Source organism: Kamptonema sp. UHCC 0994 (genome assembly GCF_029167235.1).
Taxonomy (GTDB): Bacteria; Cyanobacteriota; Cyanobacteriia; order Cyanobacteriales; family Microcoleaceae; genus Kamptonema.
Window position 1 is genome coordinate 1 of sequence record NZ_JARFTR010000176.1, and the last position, 18,183, is coordinate 18,183.

The 18,183-nt window shown below is 44.0% G+C and carries 14 protein-coding genes; 6 read left to right on the top strand and 8 right to left on the bottom strand.

Features of this window, described 5'->3' with window-relative positions; all coding sequences use genetic code 11:
- Positions 1-56 precede the first annotated feature (56 nt).
- The gene (locus PY364_RS16505; protein WP_275524120.1) at positions 57-1,400 is read left to right on the top strand and encodes an oligosaccharide flippase family protein; all 1,344 of its coding nucleotides are present in this window, start codon (positions 57-59) and stop codon (positions 1,398-1,400) included.
- 137 nt (positions 1,401-1,537) lie between these two features.
- Here the strand turns inward: PY364_RS16505 and PY364_RS16510 are convergent, their stop codons facing one another.
- Positions 1,538-3,223 (bottom strand): AarF/ABC1/UbiB kinase family protein, encoded by a 1,686-nt coding sequence (locus PY364_RS16510; RefSeq protein WP_275524122.1) that lies wholly within the window; start codon positions 3,221-3,223, stop codon positions 1,538-1,540.
- A gap of 195 nt (positions 3,224-3,418) precedes the next feature.
- Entirely contained in the window at positions 3,419-5,563 is a 2,145-nt protein-coding gene (locus PY364_RS16515; RefSeq protein ID WP_275524124.1) for a GAF domain-containing sensor histidine kinase, read from the bottom strand.
- 467 nt (positions 5,564-6,030) lie between these two features.
- Between PY364_RS16515 and modA the strand changes: the two genes are divergently transcribed.
- Together modA and modB are read left to right on the top strand one after the other, a co-directional pair.
- Positions 6,031-6,822 carry a molybdate ABC transporter substrate-binding protein gene (gene modA / locus PY364_RS16520; RefSeq protein WP_275524125.1) on the top strand — a complete coding sequence of 264 codons (792 nt, stop codon included), beginning with the start codon at positions 6,031-6,033 and terminating at the stop codon, positions 6,820-6,822.
- Between the two features lie 77 nt (positions 6,823-6,899).
- Entirely contained in the window at positions 6,900-8,807 is a 1,908-nt protein-coding gene (gene modB / locus PY364_RS16525; protein ID WP_275524126.1) for a molybdate ABC transporter permease subunit, read from the top strand.
- A 112-nt stretch (positions 8,808-8,919) separates the two neighbouring features.
- Here modB and PY364_RS16530 read toward each other — a convergent pair whose 3' ends face one another.
- Positions 8,920-9,870 (bottom strand): hypothetical protein, encoded by a 951-nt coding sequence (locus PY364_RS16530; RefSeq protein ID WP_275524128.1) that lies wholly within the window; start codon positions 9,868-9,870, stop codon positions 8,920-8,922.
- Between the two features lie 184 nt (positions 9,871-10,054).
- Here PY364_RS16530 and PY364_RS16535 point away from each other — a divergent pair, with 184 nt between their 5' ends.
- Complete coding sequence (locus PY364_RS16535; protein WP_275524130.1) at positions 10,055-10,600, top strand: 3-isopropylmalate dehydratase; 546 nt, start codon at positions 10,055-10,057, stop codon at positions 10,598-10,600.
- A 144-nt stretch (positions 10,601-10,744) separates the two neighbouring features.
- On the opposite strand, the gene PY364_RS16540 is transcribed toward PY364_RS16535, so the two are convergent.
- The 4 genes from PY364_RS16540 to PY364_RS16555 form a co-directional block, all read right to left on the bottom strand.
- Complete coding sequence (locus PY364_RS16540; protein WP_275524132.1) at positions 10,745-11,227, bottom strand: TerB family tellurite resistance protein; 483 nt, start codon at positions 11,225-11,227, stop codon at positions 10,745-10,747.
- A 163-nt stretch (positions 11,228-11,390) separates the two neighbouring features.
- A complete protein-coding gene (locus PY364_RS16545) occupies positions 11,391-13,250 on the bottom strand; it encodes a M61 family metallopeptidase (protein WP_275524134.1) in 1,860 nt (619 codons plus the stop codon).
- Entirely contained in the window at positions 13,247-13,927 is a 681-nt protein-coding gene (locus tag PY364_RS16550; RefSeq protein WP_275524136.1) for a Crp/Fnr family transcriptional regulator, read from the bottom strand. The genes PY364_RS16545 and PY364_RS16550 overlap by 4 nt, the downstream gene beginning before the upstream one ends.
- 406 nt (positions 13,928-14,333) lie before the next feature.
- Positions 14,334-15,200 carry an inositol monophosphatase family protein gene (locus PY364_RS16555; protein ID WP_343277673.1) on the bottom strand — a complete coding sequence of 289 codons (867 nt, stop codon included), beginning with the start codon at positions 15,198-15,200 and terminating at the stop codon, positions 14,334-14,336.
- A 198-nt stretch (positions 15,201-15,398) separates the two neighbouring features.
- Between PY364_RS16555 and PY364_RS16560 the strand changes: the two genes are divergently transcribed.
- Complete coding sequence (locus PY364_RS16560; RefSeq protein WP_275524137.1) at positions 15,399-16,451, top strand: glycosyltransferase family 4 protein; 1,053 nt, start codon at positions 15,399-15,401, stop codon at positions 16,449-16,451.
- A 3-nt stretch (positions 16,452-16,454) separates the two neighbouring features.
- Here the strand turns inward: PY364_RS16560 and PY364_RS16565 are convergent, their stop codons facing one another.
- Positions 16,455-17,387 (bottom strand): serine/threonine-protein kinase, encoded by a 933-nt coding sequence (locus PY364_RS16565; RefSeq protein WP_275524138.1) that lies wholly within the window; start codon positions 17,385-17,387, stop codon positions 16,455-16,457.
- 80 nt (positions 17,388-17,467) lie between these two features.
- On the opposite strand from PY364_RS16565, the gene PY364_RS16570 reads away from it, so the two are divergent.
- Complete coding sequence (locus PY364_RS16570; RefSeq protein ID WP_275524140.1) at positions 17,468-18,151, top strand: SDR family oxidoreductase; 684 nt, start codon at positions 17,468-17,470, stop codon at positions 18,149-18,151.
- The last annotated feature ends 32 nt before the right edge of the window (positions 18,152-18,183 follow it).

Here is an 18,183-nt window from a genome sequence, read left to right on the forward strand (position 1 = left end):
CCCCCTCTCTTCCCCTAGCCCCTAACCCCTAGCCCCTAACCCCTTCTTCCTTAATCATGTCATCGTTAAAAAAACTTGCTCTTCGGGGTGCAGCTTGGACAATTGCTGGGTATGGAATGAGCCAGATTTTGCGGTTTGGTAGCAATATCATCCTAGCTCGTCTGCTCTACCCAGAACTATTCGGTCTGATGGCCTTAGTAAATATTTTTATCCTCGGTCTTCACCTATTTTCAGATATTGGCATCGGGCCAAGCATTATCCAGAATCGGCGCGGGAACGACCCGGATTTTCTAAACACAGCCTGGACTTTGCAGATCGTTCGGGGTTGTACGCTGTGGTTTTGTTGTTTGCTGCTGGCAAAGCCGATTTCTTTACTATACGGAGAACCGCAGCTTTTTTGGCTGCTACCTGTGGTGGGTTTAAGTACAGTTATTTCTGGGTTTAACTCGACTTCTTTGTATACCCTCAATCGCCAGATGGCGATCGCAAAGTTAGCAATTTTTGAGCTGGGGGGTCAAGCGGTTTCCATTGCAGCAATGATTACCTGGGCGTGGTTCAATAAAAGTATTTGGGCTTTGGTAGTTGGGACGCTGGTTGGTAGTTTAATTCAGTTAATCTGGAGTCACTGGTTGAATTTGACCGCGCCTAACCGCTTGGTATGGGATCGAGAGGCGGCTGGGGCAATATTTTCTTTTGGTAAGTGGATTTTTGTTTCGACGGCGGTAACATTTCTGGCGGAACAAAGCGATCGCCTAATGCTAGGAAAAATGATTTCCTTTGAGTTGTTAGGCGTTTATGGCATTGCTTTTATCATTGCTGATATACCTCGTCAGGTTGTTTTAGCTGTCAGTAGCAAAGTGCTTTTTCCCGCTTTTTCGCAGCTTGCTGACCTCCCCCGCGCAACTTTTCGCGCTAAAATTCTTAAAAACCGTCAGCCAATTTTGATGGCAGTAGCATTAGGCGTAACGCTATTAGTTAGCTTTGGGGATTTTTTAATTCTCGCACTCTATGATAATAGGTACTCGAATGCTGCCTGGATGTTACCGGTTTTGGCTTTGGGAATATGGCCTCGGATTTTGACGCAGACGATCGATCAGGTATTGTTTGCGATCGGCAAGAGTTACTATCCTGCTTACGGCTGTGTTTTAAAGTTTATTTTTATGGTGGTTGGACTACCGACGGGGTTTTATTTTGGGGGTATGTTGGGAGCGATCGCAGTAGTTGCACTCAATGACTTACCATTTTATGCAGCTATAGTTTATGGTTTGGAACGCGAGGAGTTAAGCGCTGCTAAGCAAGATATTCAGACTACTGGACTGTTTTTGGCCTTGTTAGCAGTTGCGATCGGCATTCGCTTAGCTTTGGGACTTGGACTTCCTGCTGCTACACTGTTTCGTTAAAGGTATAGCAACCGCTTTCAGCGGTTAGGGGCTAGGGGCTAGGGGCTAGGGGCTAGGGGAAGAAGGGAATAGAATCAGCGAGTTTCAGGAACTCAGAACGTCCTAATCGCCTTGGCGACTGCTATAAATAAAAATATTTATTTTTCTGCCAATTTATCGAGCTTTTCTCTAGCCCACAAATTGAATAGAGATCGCACCAAAAACCAAGCCGCAAATGCTGATAGAGAAAAAACCGCGATCGCACCTCCTTTATATCCCCCAATTAGTAGCACCGCACCCGATAGAAAGGCAAACCCAGTCAAGCAAGCATAAATTAGAGTCTTAACAGCCATATTAACTTTTTTCAGAGCGCGATCGCTCTCGATTGTCCTCACCCGCACTTGTAACTCCCCGTCTTCAATCCGCTTTTCTAAATGTCGGATTAAAACTTCTGCTCTACTCGGTTGCTGCAACTTAAATCTAACATAATTTCTAGCTTGTTTTGCCAGCTCTCCCACCAAATTTACTCGCTCTTTTTGGGAGACTGTAGTTAGGCTTTTCACAAAAGGTTTAGCACAAGCAACAGGGTTGTATTGAGGATCTAAAGTGCGAGCAATACCGTCAAGAGTCGTCAACGCTTTGAGAATGAACATCATTTGTCCCGGCAATCGAAATGGCTGTTGCTCAAACATGATGTACAATTCATCTTTGATTTCATTAAAAGCTTGAAAATCAATCGGCTTTTCAGTAAACTTTTCCAATAGAAACGTAACCATTCTCCGCACTGGCATCATATCCGGCACAGGTTCAATTAAACCCATCAAAATCAAGGTTTCTAAAACCTCATCACTGTCTTTTCTCAACACTCCAAAAAAAGTTCTAATCATCTGTTCTTTAGCCAGAGACTTTACCTCTGCCATCATTCCAAAATCATAAAAAATCAGAGAACCATCTGAATTAACTGCCATGTTTCCCGGATGGGGATCTGCTTGAAAAAACCCGTCTTGCAACAATTGTTTCAAGTAACAAGAAATCCCTAACTGATTGAGACATTTTAAGTCTATTCCTTTAGCTTCTAAACTTTGTCGATCGTCAACCTTTATCCCAGGTAAATACTCGACAGTCAATACCTTTTTTGTCGTATATCTCCAATATATTTTGGGTACAAGAATACCAGGATAACCCCTAAAATTATTAGCAAATCGCTCGGCATTTTTACCCTCTTGTATGTAGTCAATCTCTTGATAAAGAATTGTGAAAAATTCATCATAAATTGCATCTAAATTATATTTTCGAGTCCAAGGCAAATATCGCTGGCAAAAATGTATGATTTTGTAAATAGCTTTAACATCCAAATCAAATAACTTTTGCAATCCGGGACGTTGCACCTTTACAACTACATCTTCTCCAGTATGTAGCCGAGCTTTGTGTACCTGTCCCAAGCTGGCAGCCGCAATCGGAAAATGATCGAAATCTCGATACAAAGCATAAACTTCTTTGCCAAGTTCAGATTCAATCAAAGCAATCGCTTCTTCCGAATTAAACTCAGGTACTTTATCTTGTAATTTTTGTAATTCATTAACATACTCTAAAGGGAGTATATCTGCACGAGTCGAGAGAGCCTGACCAATTTTAATAAAAGTTGGGCCTAAATTTAGTAAAGTTTTGAGTAACCATTCAGCGCGGATGGCTCTTGTCTGAGGCGAGTTATTTTGAAATAGCCGATCCGACCACAGATAGAACATAAACTGTCCTGCGGCGGTAAAAACATCTATCTGTCTAGTTAAAGGTGAAGATTGAGACTTTTGCCAGCGAAGGGGCTTAGGGACACTTTTTGTGAGCATAAATATAGGGGCTAGGGGCTAGGGACTAGGGGCTAGGGGAAGAGCGGGGGAGCAGGGGAGCAGGGGAGCGAGGGAGCGGGGGAGGCTTTTTCCCCAATTAGCAATTAGCCATTAGCAATTAGCCATTAGCAATTACCAATTAGCAATTAGCAATTAGCAATTAGCAATTAGCCATTAGCGATTAGCCATTACTAATTATTCCTCCAGACTTGCGTTTTGCCCTGGAAACAGGGGCAAGGTTAGGGTGAAGCTAGTACGCCACAACTCATTAGTTTCAGGATTTTCTGCTGGCCCAGAGCTAAAGGCGGCAATAGTGCCGCGTAAGTGCTTTACTAAGGACTTTACCAGAGCTAAGCCTAAACCCGTACCGGGAATAGCTTGTTCGGTAATACCGGCTCCACGCCGAAACTTCTCAAAAATATGGGGTAAGTCTTCGCTGGAAATGCCGCGCCCGATGTTAGAGACGCTGATTACAATTTCACCTGCGGCAAAATAGGCCGCTAAGACGACGGTACTGCTAGCAGCAGAGTATTTACCAGCATTTGTCAATAGTTCCAGCAGGATACGCCTTAGACTTTTGGGTTCGGTTTGTAGGGGTAAGGGTCGGCCTGGTATTTCCACCGCTAGAGTTAAACTCTTACTCGCCCATTTTTGCTCAAAATCTTGGGCTAAATCTGCAATTAAAAGCTTGAGGTCAATTTTTTCGGGTTCGATAGAGTCTGGCTGGGATTCTAACTGCTGTAGGGCTAGTAAATCGTTGATCAGATTGGTTTCCTGAGAGCATTGCCGATCGAGAATATCAAGATAAACGGCGCGGCGCTCCGGGGGGAGGTCGGACTGACGTAACATCCGAATGGCAAGGGTCATACTTGTCAGAGGTGTTCGTAATTCATGGCTGACGGTGCTAAGAAATTCGTCTTTGAGCTGATTTAGAAGTCGCAGTTGGTCAACTTGCCGACGAGTTTGTTCGTACAATTTCGCTTGCACGTCGAGACTTCGCTGCAACTGGGCAGTACGATCTTCGACAAGGGCTTGCACTTGCTGTAGTGTCTGAGTTTGAAGAATTGCTGCACTGATTTGGGCTGCGACTAATTCTACGAGTTCTAATTCTTCTGGCTGCCAGAGGCGAGGTAAGGAGTGCTGCAATACTAGGAAGCCTAAAATAGTGCCTTGGGTTGCCCCTACTAGGGGAACTAGCAATAAGGCTCTGATGCCGGGGGGCTTCAAGATTTCAGCGGCGTAATCAAGGGATTGGTTTGGTAACTCGTTGGTATCTGCGATCGCCAATAGCTTACGAGCGCGACTAAAAGCCTCTTGACACAAGGAAGACTCCGATAGCCAGAAAGAAGATCGGGAGGATGGGGAGGATAGGGAAGATTTAATTTCCCTATCTCCCGCATCTCTCCACTTCCCTACCCCTTTGCCCTTAAACCATTCGCAAACTATTGTGACTTTAGCTTTGGGAATTTGGTTAGGAGAGTGAGTTTTAAATAGGGGATCTGCGTATTTCAATAGCAGGATTAGACCGCGATCTACTTGTAGGGTATCGGCGGTGCCCTCGATAGCTAGTTGTAGAATTTGGTTGAGTTCGAGAGGGGTGTCAATTATGCAAGTCAGCCAACTGAGCAGGGTTTGGTATTGGGATTGACGGTGGACTACTTGCTGTAAAGTCGCAATCTCTTGGGTCTTTTCAAGTTGAGAGATGGCGATCGCAGCCATTGTTGCTATGGCTTCTAGTCGTTCCAAGTCTAATGTTGACCAGAGGCGAGGTTGCAGGGAACCTACAACGATCGTGCCGTTTACTGCCCCTCCTAAGCGTGTTGCGATCGCCAAAATTCCTCGAAAAGGAAGCGATTCTACTTTCAGAGTGCGAGTCGCTGGGTTCGTCTGAATGTCAGAAATAGCGACAGAACCCCCGCTTAAGAGCATTCTGCCAAAGGCAGGATGCTCTGTCAGCGACACTAAGAACTTGTTAACTGGAGTTGTTTTTGGGAATTGGGACATCTCCGTAGAATCCACAGTACGATCTGTTTCCCAATAACCACTCTGAATTGTTGTGCGATCGCCCTTAACAGCAGCAACCAGACAACAATCCCCCTGGCAAGCAGCCCCCAACACCTCCGCGATTTTTGGCAGCAGTGTTTCTGGAGCTAGGTTTGCCAGAAGAATTTGGGAAATTTGCTGCCCCAGTTGAGCAGGATCGGTCTGGTTCTGCATGAGACGACCCATAAATTTTTGAAGTAATACTGGTTCTGTCAAGCGGTGTAGATGCAATGTCAAAGGCTTTGTCATGGGCGAGTGTTCTTTAGCAAAGCCTTGATTTCCCTGAGCATTTATCATGATTGCAAAGCCGTTATTTGTAAATGTTTTAACCTGTATGCCGCAAAATTTTACTCTACAGCTAATAGGCAAACCCTGTTTATAAGTAGGTAGTCGTAAGTAAAATAAACATTATTATAGCGCAGGCTATCCTCCGCTGAATTGTGCTAAGTAAATCCACTTCGCCGACTCTACCTTTAACTATGCCTGCCTACTGATAATAAAATGGCGAAAAATTTCGGAGATTGAATAGACGCTATTGCCCCTCCGAGAAATTACGTAACATTCAATGTCAACTCTATACATACCCGGTCAAATATTTAACTTCACTAACTCACTAGGGTTATTCTTAAGCTAATATTATAAAATATAATGTGATATTAATCGTAAGATTATGCGATCTATTTTAAATAATTTTGTGACAGTTCTAGCGGTAAATCGGTCGTCAGATCGCTTTGAGCTAACTATACCAACCCAACTCAAGTCTTATGAAAAGAAGACACATTCTCGCCTTTGTAAGCGGATTACTGGCAACTCTACTGCTAGCGATCGGCTTCAAACTAGCCCTGCCTACCCCCGCCAACGCTCAGTCTCCCACGCTGCTAATTGCCGCCGCAGCTAGTTTACAAGAAGCCCTGAAAGAAGTCGATCCACTCTTTAAATCTGCCCATCCAGGGATTACAGTCAACTACAACTTTGCGGCATCGGGGACACTTCAACAGCAAATTGAGCAGGGCGCACCCGTCGATCTATTCATTTCTGCTGCAACTCGACAAATGGATGCTTTGCAGAAAAAAAATTTGATTCTGACTGATACTAGGCACAATATACTCACTAACAGTCTAGTTTTGGTAGTACCGAGTAACTCCAAGCTAGGACTAACAAACTTCAAGCAATTAACTAATTCCAACGTCAAAAGAATTTCGGTCGGAGAACCGCGCAGTGTCCCGGCTGGACAATACGCAGAAGAAGTGTTTAAGAATCTGGGAATTTTGGATCAACTAAAGTCTAAATTTGTCTATGGCAACTCAGTTCGTAATGTTTTAGGAACTATCGAAAGTGGTAACGCCGATGCAGGAATTGTCTATGCAACTGATGCCAAAATTTCAAACAAAGTAAAACAAGTGGCAACTGCTGCCAGTAATTTGCACTCTCCAATTGTTTATCCAATGGCAGTTATTAAAGCTAGTAAAAATCAGTCAAATGCTCGTATTTACACCCAATTTCTCACCAGTCAAAAAGCTCAAGCCATCTTCAAGAAATATGGCTTTGGTATGTAGTTGCGCTTCAGCGCTCTTTCATATCCCCAGAGCGCTGAAGCGCAACTACGTACCTAGAAACTAACTCATAAACTGCTATGATTGCTGACTTTTCTCCATTGTTGATTTCTCTTAAAACCGCAGGACTTGCCACCATTGCTACATTCTTTACAGCGATTCCCATTGCTTACTGGATGTTGAATTATCGGGGGCGATGGAAATCTGTGATTGAGGGCATTTTTGTATCACCGTTAATTCTACCGCCGACAGTTGTGGGCTTTGTGCTGCTGCTATTATTTGGCAAAAATGGCCCCTTGGGGCAGTTAATGGATCGGTTTAATTTCACCATTGTTTTTACCTGGTATGCGGCCGCGATCGCGGCGACGGTTGTAGCTTTTCCTCTAATGTATAAAACTGCATTAGGAGCATTTGAACAAGTCGATCGCAGTTTGCTACAAGTCGCCCAAACTCTCGGCGCATCAAAGGTAAGAATTTTCTGGCGGGTGTTACTTCCGCTTTCTGTCCCCGGTATCGTAGCCGGAACAATTCTAACATTTGCGCGAGCTTTAGGAGAATTTGGGGCAACTTTGATGTTAGCGGGGAATATTCCCGGTCAAACTCAAACTATTCCTATGGCAATTTACTTTGCAGTGGAAGCAGGAGCAATGAATGAAGCTTGGCTGTGGGTGACTGTGATTATAACAATCTCATTATCAGGTATTATTGTAGTTAATATATGGCAGAAACAATATGAACGCAAAATTAAAGGTAAACAATTTGGTGTAGTTGAAGCCAATGAACCTGTACATCGTAGAGAAGAAAAAGGCGCTAGGGACTGGGGACTAGGTACTAGGGAAAGAGCAGAAATTTCTGCTCTGCGCCCAAGTCTCGATTCCCTAAATCCTGCTTCACCTAAGTTATTTCATCGGGAAAAAGGGCTGCTAGTTAATATTGAGAAAAAACTGGCAAACTTTACTCTTAATAATGCTTTTAGCGTTCATCAAGAAACATTAGGTTTACTAGGTGGATCTGGTTCTGGTAAGAGTATGACACTTCGCTGTATTGCAGGAGTAGAAACCCCCAGTCAAGGGCGAATTGTTCTGAATGGTCAAACTTTATTTGATTCAGAAAAGCGGATTAATGTACCTAGTCATCAGCGAAAAGTGAGTTTAGTATTTCAAAACTATGCACTATTTCCGCATATAACTGTTTTCCAAAATATTGCCTTTGGCTTGCAACATTTATCGCCGAAAACGCGATCGCAACGGGTGAATCAACAGCTTATGTTACTACAATTACAGGGATTGGGCGATCGCTATCCCCATCAATTATCCGGTGGACAACAGCAGCGGGTTGCACTGGCAAGAGCACTAGCAACTGAACCGGAAGTTTTACTACTGGATGAACCGTTTTCGGCGCTAGATACCTATCTCCGCGCTCAAGTTGAGCGTCAATTAGTGGAAACTTTATCTACTTATGCTGGTGTCACTTTATTTGTGACACATAATCTGGAGGAAGCCTATCGAGTCTGTGAGAAATTGATGGTAATGTCGGGGGGAAAAGCGATCGCTTTTGATTTTAAACATCGAATTTTTGAACATCCTCGCACCATTCGTGTCGCTCAACTAACGGGATGCAAAAACTTTTCTCGCGCTACTGTAGTCAACTCGAATACGATTGAAGCAAGCGATTGGGGCGTTACCTTGCAAGTCGTGGAAGCGATTCCTAATGACTTGGCAGATGTAGGAATCCGTGCCCATCAAATCAGTATTATGCCCAATCCTAATTCAAGTCTGAATAATACGTTTCCGTGCTGGTTAGCAGCAACCAGTGAAACACCACACCGAATGACGCTTTTTTTCAAGTTGAATGCTACTCCTGAAAATCCACAGGATTATCATCTGCAAGCGGAAATTTTTAAAGAAAAGTGGGAAGCAATCAAGAATCATCCGTTGCCTTGGTATGTGCGGTTTGATCCTCTGCGTCTGATTTTAATGGTTAACTAATATCATTTTTGATATAGCAACCTTCTTGGCAGTTAAGGCGTTCTGAGTTCCTAAAACCATTGATTCTATTGCCTTCTTCCCTGAGCATCGGAGCATCGGAGCACCCTAGCCCCTAATACTTCTGTGCTTCCTGTTGCGCGTTATCACTGTATTGGCGGTAAAGCGCGGCTCTGTTTACAGCCGTATCGTAACGGGGATGAGTGGGCGCTACTGCCCTCATCAGCTCGGATGCTTGCTGCCACTTAGCAGCTATTACTAACCAATCCTCGCGAGTTTGAGCCTTTTTACCGTCGTCTGCGGCTTGCTGGGCTAGCCGCACAGCTTGTGCGAAACCATCTTGAGATTGAGCAACACTTACAGGTTTTGGTGTTTTCGGAACTGGACTTGGGGGAATATTGTAGGGTACGGATTGAGGTCTGGCTTGAATAGTCTCGGAATCTTGAGAATTAAGCCAATTGTGCAGTACCAAACCCAGCATCAGCAAGAATAAGCTCAGGCTGACTCCACCGACTACACCTCGCTCAAATTGTCGCCGATCGCGCAACAGAGATGATGAGGAATTTTTGAGTAAAGCTGGCTTCAGAAGTTGAGTTTTACCTGGACGAAGCCAGCCGCTGATATGGCTAATATCCTCGAAGAATTGCTTAAAAAAGTTGGGTCTTGCTAGGATAATTTGTTTTGACCATAGCAATTGATTTTCTGGATCTCGGCTAATTTCTTCTAGCCAGAGCAACTGCTGTTCTCGGACAATCCGGCTGTTAATATTGACTCGGCGAATGTAGCGCGGAGAAATTCCTTCGAGAATCTGTCGAATGCGCTCTACCAAGGTAGACTCTTCGAGCTGATCGACTTTTGCGGCCTCACAAAGTAGTTGCAAGACACCATCTGCAAACACAGCTCTAGTTCTGACACCGACTTCTGCTAACTTTTCGTTGAGCACTTGAATAATCGCTGCAACACTACCCTGACGAGCTTGTATGGCTATGTCATCAATCCGATCTACCATTTTCGGTTCAAGAATGAATTTATAGTTCAGTCCGAATGTATTTATGTGATTTTTCATTAAGACTATCAGTTAAGGAGAGTAATGGGTAGAGTTAAGAGACAACATGGCTTGAGTGTTGCTTCAGCTTGAGCGATCGCACTTCAGGAACTCTTTCCACTCTTAAGCCACTTCTAAGTTAGAATGTAGCGATCGCCATACATGAAAACTCCTGCATCACCTCAACCGAACCGAAAAATTAACTATGAGCAAAGTAATTCGCGGTCAAATTTTTGTTTTAGACGATAATATCGATACCGATCAAATCATTCCTGCTGAATATCTCACCCTAGTTCCCTCGAAGCCAGACGAGTATGAGAAACTAGGAAGCTATGCTCTAGTAGGGTTGCCCAATCGTTACGGCAAGTTCATACAACCCCCAGAAATCAAAACGCGCTACCCGATTATTGTTGCAGGAGAAAATTTTGGCTGCGGCTCTTCACGGGAACACGCTCCTATCGCCTTGGGAGCTGCTGGTGTTGAAGCAGTAGTCGCTCAATCTTACGCCCGGATTTTCTTTCGCAATTGCTCCGCTACAGGTGAATTGTACCCTTGGGAATCTGTCGAACGGCTATGCGATTTATTTGCTACAGGCCAAGAAGTTACTATCGACTCTGAACACAATCAAATTATTAATCATACTCTGGGCAAAACTTACGAACTCAAGCCTTTGGGGGATGTGGGCCCGGTAATTGATGCCGGAGGACTTTTTGACTACGCTCGCCTCACCGGAATGATTGCAACTCGGTAATAGTTAACAGATATAACTTGTAGGGTGGGCGCTCGCCGAAACCATATTAGCCATTAGTTACAAGATTGTTGCGGCGAGCGCCCACCTTACGTTTATTAACGGTTAACTGTTAACCGTTAACTGTTAACTGTTAACTATTAACTGTTAGTTTTGGATAAATTTCTGGAGCTTGCGAACCATTTTATCAATGATTCCTTCCTCGTTTTCATCAGCCGCCGCTTCTGCTTCGGTGCGCTTGACTACATCTTCTGGAAGGTTTAGCAACTGCACTAATTTTTGATAGGCTGCTGCTTCATCGGCATTAATTTTGGGTTCGTCAGGCGTGCGAGCACTAGAAGAAATCACTTCATAACCTAGCTGCAACACCAGTTCGCGTTCTTCCTGACTTTCTAATTGTGGAATCAATTCATCTAAGGGGAGATTTTGCATCAAGTAATCCCGCAATTCTTGTTGCACTTGTTGCACTTGTTGTTGATTGTCACCTGGGGCAAATAAACGACTGAAGCGGTTTAGCATTAAATCCACTTCTTCTGTTGCGAGTTCCCCATCAGACCATGCCATAGAAGCAACAATCCTTAGCAGGTTCATTTGACGGGGATTAATGGATGGTGGTGGTGGTGGTTGCATAATAAAAATTGGTAATTGGTAATTGGTAATGGCTAATGGCTAATTGCTAATGGCTAATGGCTAATTGCTAACTAATAAAGTAAGCATTACCCTTAAACTCTTGTAATTTGTTAACAGTTAACAGTTAACAGTTAACAGTTAACAGTTAACAGTTAACTGTATATCATGTCACAAATTTAGATAAAGGCACTCCGAGCCATCCTGCAAAGTTTTGTTTCTGAATTGGCGTTGGCTGCTCTAATGTTACAATCTGATAGCGGTTGGGGCGGGGTTTAACGAGAGTAACTTGACAAGTCCGCAGTTCGTCTTGGTGGAAGACACTCACGGCGATCGCATCTCCGGGTTTATAATCTTTAAGGCGATCGCTCAAATGTTCAGCAGTTACCCGAAAACCGTCAACGGCTAGCAATTCGTCCCCAGCATCAATACCCCCTAACTGTGCGGGCCCCCCTGCTTCCACAAATTTTATCATCTCCCGTCCATGCTCTACCCCTGCGGTCAAACCGATATGAGGCGAACCAGTAGGATCGTCACCTACTAACTGAATTCCAAAGGGTTCGAGGTATTCGTTAAAGGGCAATTCTTCAGTGCTATCAAGATAACGCTGAAAAAAGTCACTTAAATCTATCCCTGCTACTGACTCAATTACACTTTGTAACTGCTCGGAAGTAAAGCCAATTTCTGTTCCGATTTCGTTAAAATGTGGCTGTTGCTGATTTGGGGAATTAGCAGTCCCTTTACCGAATTTCTCCCACATAATTCGCATTACATCATCGAGCGATCGCTTATTACCATGACGCGCCCGAATCAGCAAATCCAACAATAACGAGACCATTTCCCCTTTCAAATAATAAGAAATTTGGCTGTTATCACTGTTAGCATCTCGCCTGTAAAGCTTAATCCAAGCATCCCAACTCGACTCATTTAGAGGTTGTACGTGACGGCCAGGAGTTGTCTGAAAGCGAGTAATTTCCTTAGCCAAACTTTGGAAAAAACCCTTAATATCATAAATTCCGGCTCGGAATGGAATCGCTAGATCGTAATAGCTAGTCGTACCTTCCGAAAACCAAAGAGAAGGAGTATAATTCTCCCCATCATAGTCAAAAACTTCTAAAGCTTTAGGGCGGATGCGCTTGACATTCCACAGGTGGAAAAATTCATGAGCGACTAGCTGCATGAAGCGATCGTACTTTTCCTGACGGCGAAAACCAAAGCGAGGATAGTTCAGAGAACAGCTAAACTTGTGTTCTAAACCCCCAAAACCTGAACCTGATAAATGCAGCAGAAATAAATAGCGATCGTAAGGCAAATCGCCAAATAGTTCAGCTTCCACCTCAATGATTTTCTGCATATCCCGAATTATACGCTTCGGTTCCAGATTCCCTTTGCCCCAAATTGCCAAGGAATGAGATTTTCCTCTGACTTCAAACTCATAAAGTTGGTGAGAGCCAATCTCAAAGGGGCTGTCTACCAAAATATCAAAATTCGCAGCGAGGAAAGTATTAGATTGCCCTGAAATCGCAGGCAAAGTAGTCGTAACCTGCCAAGAAGGTTTCGGTGGCACGATAGTCACCGTGTAAGAATTACGCTCAAACCCAGGGATATAAAAAAAGAGTGCAGCCCCATTAAAATAGCCATGAGAAGAGTCTAAATGATTAGTCCGCACTGTCAATTCATTAGCAAAAATGCAATATTGCACCGTCACTTCCGAGACATTTTCCGTATCAATTTGCCAGTGATTTTTGCTGATTTTACGCCAAGGCAAGGGCCGATTTTCTTCTGCGTACACGCGGAAATTTTGGAGGTGCTTAGCGTACTCTCTAACTAAGTAAGATCCCGGAGTCCAAACCGGGATTTTTAAATCCAGAATAGATTCGTGCCAAGCTTGCACGCGCAAAGTCACTTCAAACAGGTGGGTTTCTGGCTGGGACATTGCTACCCAGTATTGAATCCCTGGCACTATCTGCTTTGGGGTAGGCATTCCGCTGGCTGGTAACGGGCGAGAGATGGTGGCATCAGTCATTGATTTGCTAAATTCTTCAAGTGCTTGATGTTGGTCAAATGGATTGCTTGACGGTCAGGATCGATTTTGATCCAACCTTTGCTATCCAGTTTTTCCATAATTTTGCTAGTTTCCTCTAGGCTGATATCTGTTACGTCCGCCAAGTCTTTGTAAGGGATGTTAAAGATGTCAGTACCGTATTCGGTTTTTTGACCATAATTTTCTGCTAGTTCGACTAAAGTATTGGCTAGTTTAACGGCTGGCGGCCGGTTACGGATTTGATAGCGAAGGTTGGTTTGGCGCAGCCGTCTTACCATCAATTGCAACATTCGGTGGTGCAACTGCTGGTCTTTAAATAGGATTTGAATAAATCGTTGAGCGGTGACGCTAATCAGCCGTACTGCTGAAAGGGCAATCACATCATTGGAGCGGGGGGACTCGTCCAAAATGGCCATTTCGCCAAAGAAGTTGCCGCGCCCCAAAATAGCCAAAGTAACGACATTATCTCCAGAGAGACGGCGGACTTTGACCCAGCCTGACACCACAAAATAGATGGCGTTGCCCCAAGCATCTTCCATCAAGACAGCTCTGCCTGGTGGATATTCGTGCTTAACGGCAACAGACATCAGACTTTCCAAGGTCTGTGGGTTGGCTCCCTTTAAGAGGGGGAAAAGCTCACTAAAAGCTTCTGTCTCCATGAAAACTCGCGGTAATGGGGAAATTTTAATATGCTACAGCCGGCAGTTGGGGAACTAAGGTTGCTCGGCAAAAAGAACTTTTTGCTCCTTAATTATTGTTGACACTCCCAAGCCTAAAAGGGGATGGGATTTTTGAGGGTTAGGTGAAGTTTCGACTTCTCTTCGGCTTACGCTCAGAGCAAGATGCTCAACTACCGCCTAACGCGCAATGGCTTAGTCAAAAAGCCTCTAGACACTCGCCCGAATCCGAGGTTGTGCTTACTTAACTGTAATCATAGCCATATTATGGCTATTTGCATCACCAAATCCGGCGATCGTAGGCGGCTCTAGTGGCAAAAACTCCTCTCTTGGTTTTTATGTGTAACGCCGCCTTCTGGGCGGTTTCTTTACCGCCGAGACGGCGGCGTTACGACGATCGCGATTTTGTCCGTACTGCTTGGCGAATGCGATCGCCAAAAGTTTCTATGTACTCCGGCCAACCAACGGCGATCGCTTGTTTGTGGGCCAGTGTTAAGGGGTCTAAAGCGTCGGCTGTCCATGCAAGGGGTTCCCCATCTAAGTCGCAGCAGACTAATCCTGCGGCTTTGGCTAAGGCTAAGGGGCCGACGGTATCCCAGAGTTTGACTCTACCGTTGAAGTAGAGATATAGCCCTGCTCTACCTTGTATAACTTCTATCACTTTGAGGCCGAAGCTACCGAGGGAATAGAATTCAATTCCCGGAATAAGTTGGGCGATCGCACTACCAAAGTTTTTTTGGTCTCTGTCCCCCAAAATAATTTTACAATTCTCGCAGCTAGGCGCGGGAGGTTTGGCAACTACTAAGGGCTGCGGCTTATTTTCTCCCTCTGCTTGAAACAGTCCCCAATCTTTGCCTCCCCAATACATAATGTCAAAAGCGGGGGCATAAATCCAGCCTGCTACTGGTTCGCTCTCTGAGAGTAAACCGATCATTACTGCGTAGTAAAGTTTTTTGTGAATGAACTCCTCTGTGCCATCCAGAGGATCTATACACCATAGTCGGCGGTAATTTGCGTGAAAAGCTGCTCTAGAAAGAGGATTTTCCTCGGTAATTGTGCCATCTTCAGGAAAAAGCTGGTGAAATTCGGCGGAGAGTTGCCGATCTAAGAACTGGTCTATATTTGTTACATAGTCGCCTGGCCCTTTTTGGGAAACCTCAAAGGGCAAGCGTGCCAATTTTTGAGCCTGTTGACCGCATTCGCGCATGAGATCGCGAATTTTTTGGTCTTGGTTTGGATCTACGTATAAACTCACAGGTTCGCTCTGAAGACTACAGTTTAGAATCTAGCAGTTAGAGGGAAAAACTTATGAAAATCAATGTAGGTTCACGAGTTTTGAAACAGCTTACTACAATAATAATTATCTAAAATTAGTACAGGCGTAGAGAGAAGAGTATAAAAGGGGCGATCGTAGAGGATTTAGTATTACGCATAAAGCAATAAGGAGAAAGCTTTGAAGTACCACTTAGCATTAAGCCGCCCGATTGACCTTGAGAGTATCGCTAAAGATGCTGAAGTTGGCATTTGTCCGCGTCATCTGATGTGGGGACTCAGCCAGCGGTTAGGGGCGACTATCCATCAACCAGAGGAGTATTCCCCATCATTTTTTGACCAGATCCGATCTAAAGTTTCTAGTCGGCCAGAACATTGGGCCTTAGCCCGCAACCTGTCTGAACAACTTGATAGTAATGATACGATTTTGTGTACGGGGGAGGATGTGGGTATCCCCATTGCAACACTGTGTGGGGCTAAGCGTAACCGACCTAAAATAGCTGTATTTTTTCACAATATAGATCGACCGCGCGGCCGTTTGGCTCTGAAATTGTTTGGCTTGGAAAACCGGATAAATCTGTTTATTGCTTGTGCTAGTCCTCAAGCTAATTTCCTCCGCCGCTACTTGAATTTGCCTGAATCCCGGTGCTGGGTGCTCCTAGATCAGACAGATACAAGATTTTTCACGCCGGGCCCCCCAAGGGCTGATAAGGGGCGTAGAACGATCGCTAGTGTCGGTTTAGAAAAGCGGGATTATAGGCTGCTTGCTGAAGCTACTTCTAATTTAGATGTGGATGTGAAAATCAGCGGTTTCTCTAAGGATGCGATCGCATTAAAGCAGGCTTTTCCTGAAATTATGCCGGAGAATATGTCTCGCAAATTCTACTCTTGGCCTGAATTAGTGCAACTCTACCGCGATGCAGATATAGTGGCAGTTACTTTGAGAGAAAATAAGTATGCTGCTGGTATTCAAGTTTTTCTAGAGGCGATCGCAACTCGGCGGCCGGTGGTGGTGACGAAAACTCAAGGGTTAGCTGATTACCTTGCGCCTCCTGGTATCGCGACAGTGGTTAATCCAGGGGATGTTGAAGGTTTGCGGAATGCAATTATCAAGCTATTAAATAATCCCCAGGAGGCGGAAGCACAAGCAAAATGCGGTTATGAATTGGTACTCAAAGAGCATAATAGCGAACAGTATATTGAGGCACTGGCGGCGCGGCTGGCTACACTCTAATACTTACGTAACGCCGCCCTCTGGGCGGTAAAGATACCGCCCAGAGGGCGGCGTTACAAATACCTTTAATTTGTTAAGTAGCAATTGCGTATTTTGAGGTCGATTTTCAGGTTTAATATTCATCATTTCATCAATTAAATCTGCTAAGTAGCTTTCAATTTTAATAGCACTATTTCTCCAAATAATTTTTTCTGTATCATTTGTAATAAATTCTAGAGGCGCTTTACCTGTTAGTAAATAAACCAAGGTACGCCCCAAAGCAAAAAAATCAGATTGTTGTATAGCTTGGCCTGCAAGTTGTTCGGGTGGGGCGTATCCCAAGGAACCAATTGGCAAACTTTCGCCTGCTTCTATTTTGACGCTACCAAAGTCAATCAATGCCAATTTTCCATCAGGCTTGAGTATAATATTAGATGGCTTAATGTCGCGATGGATAAGATTTTGACTGTGAATTACGTCTAAGATTTTTATTAGTTGTTTTAGCCAATCAACAATTATTGATTGAGATAGATGATGTTCTTCTTCTAAATATTTATCTAATTTTTTACCGGAAATTTTTTCCATTACTAAACAGTGCAAATACTGAGAGCTACTGTTAGGTAAAATCCTAAAATAATCATCAGGTTCTACTTTAGGAATACCTGGATACCTCAGCCATATCAAAACCCGTGCTTCTTGTTTAAATAACCAAACTAAATCAGAATTATTTGTATATTTCAGGACTTTTAGGACTTTGTGAGTTCCCCATTCTTGTTCGCCAGTGCCCCAATCTTCTACCTCAAATATTTCTGTAGGATGTCCTAAGTGTAACGATCGTAATGGTTTGAGAATGCGGTAGCGATCGTTAATTAGCAAAGCTGTACCGCAAGCTTGGCAGAGTTTAACTGCATCGGAGTTTTGGCGATTTTGACACTTAGGATTAATACAGTAGTTCACCAAAATATATCCTCATTGCTTGCTAATTTACCTACTATTCTGTATTCTATAACTAAATGTCCAAATAGCAAATAATTATTATGACAAAAATAATCGTAATTACAGGTGTAAGTCGGGGTCTTGGTCTTGCCATGACCGAAAAGTTTGTCGAATTAGGTCATACTGTTTGCGGGTGCGCTCGTTCTCCAGAAGCAGTAGAAAAACTCAAGGCAAAATACGATTCGCCTCACCATTTCACTGCCGTAGATGTAGCGAATGAATCTCAAGTAAAATCTTGGGCAGAACAATTACTGGCAAATTGTCCGCCTCCCGATTTGCTGATTAACAATGCCGCGATCATCAATCCTCTCGCACCTCTTTGGCGGGTAAGTAATGAGGAGTTTTCCAATTTGATTGATGTTAATATTAAAGGTGTAGCTAACGTAATTCGCTACTTTGTTCCAGCTATGCTCTTAGTAAAAAGTGGCATTATTGTCAACTTTAGTTCCGGTTGGGGGCGCTCTACTTCGCCAGAAGTTGCCCCTTATTGTGCTTCTAAATGGGCAATTGAAGGACTTACTCGCTCATTAGCTCAAGAATTGCCCGAAGGCATGGCAGCAATTCCCCTAAATCCTGGCATTATTCACACTGAAATGCTGGATATTTGCTACGGTGAAGAGGCGGCAAATTATACATCGGTAGAAGAATGGGTAGAAAAAGCAGTGCCTTTTTTACTTCAGTTAAAATCTTCATATAACGGTGCATCTTTGACAGTTCCTTCTTAAAGTAACGCCGCCCTCTGGGCGGTTTCTTGACC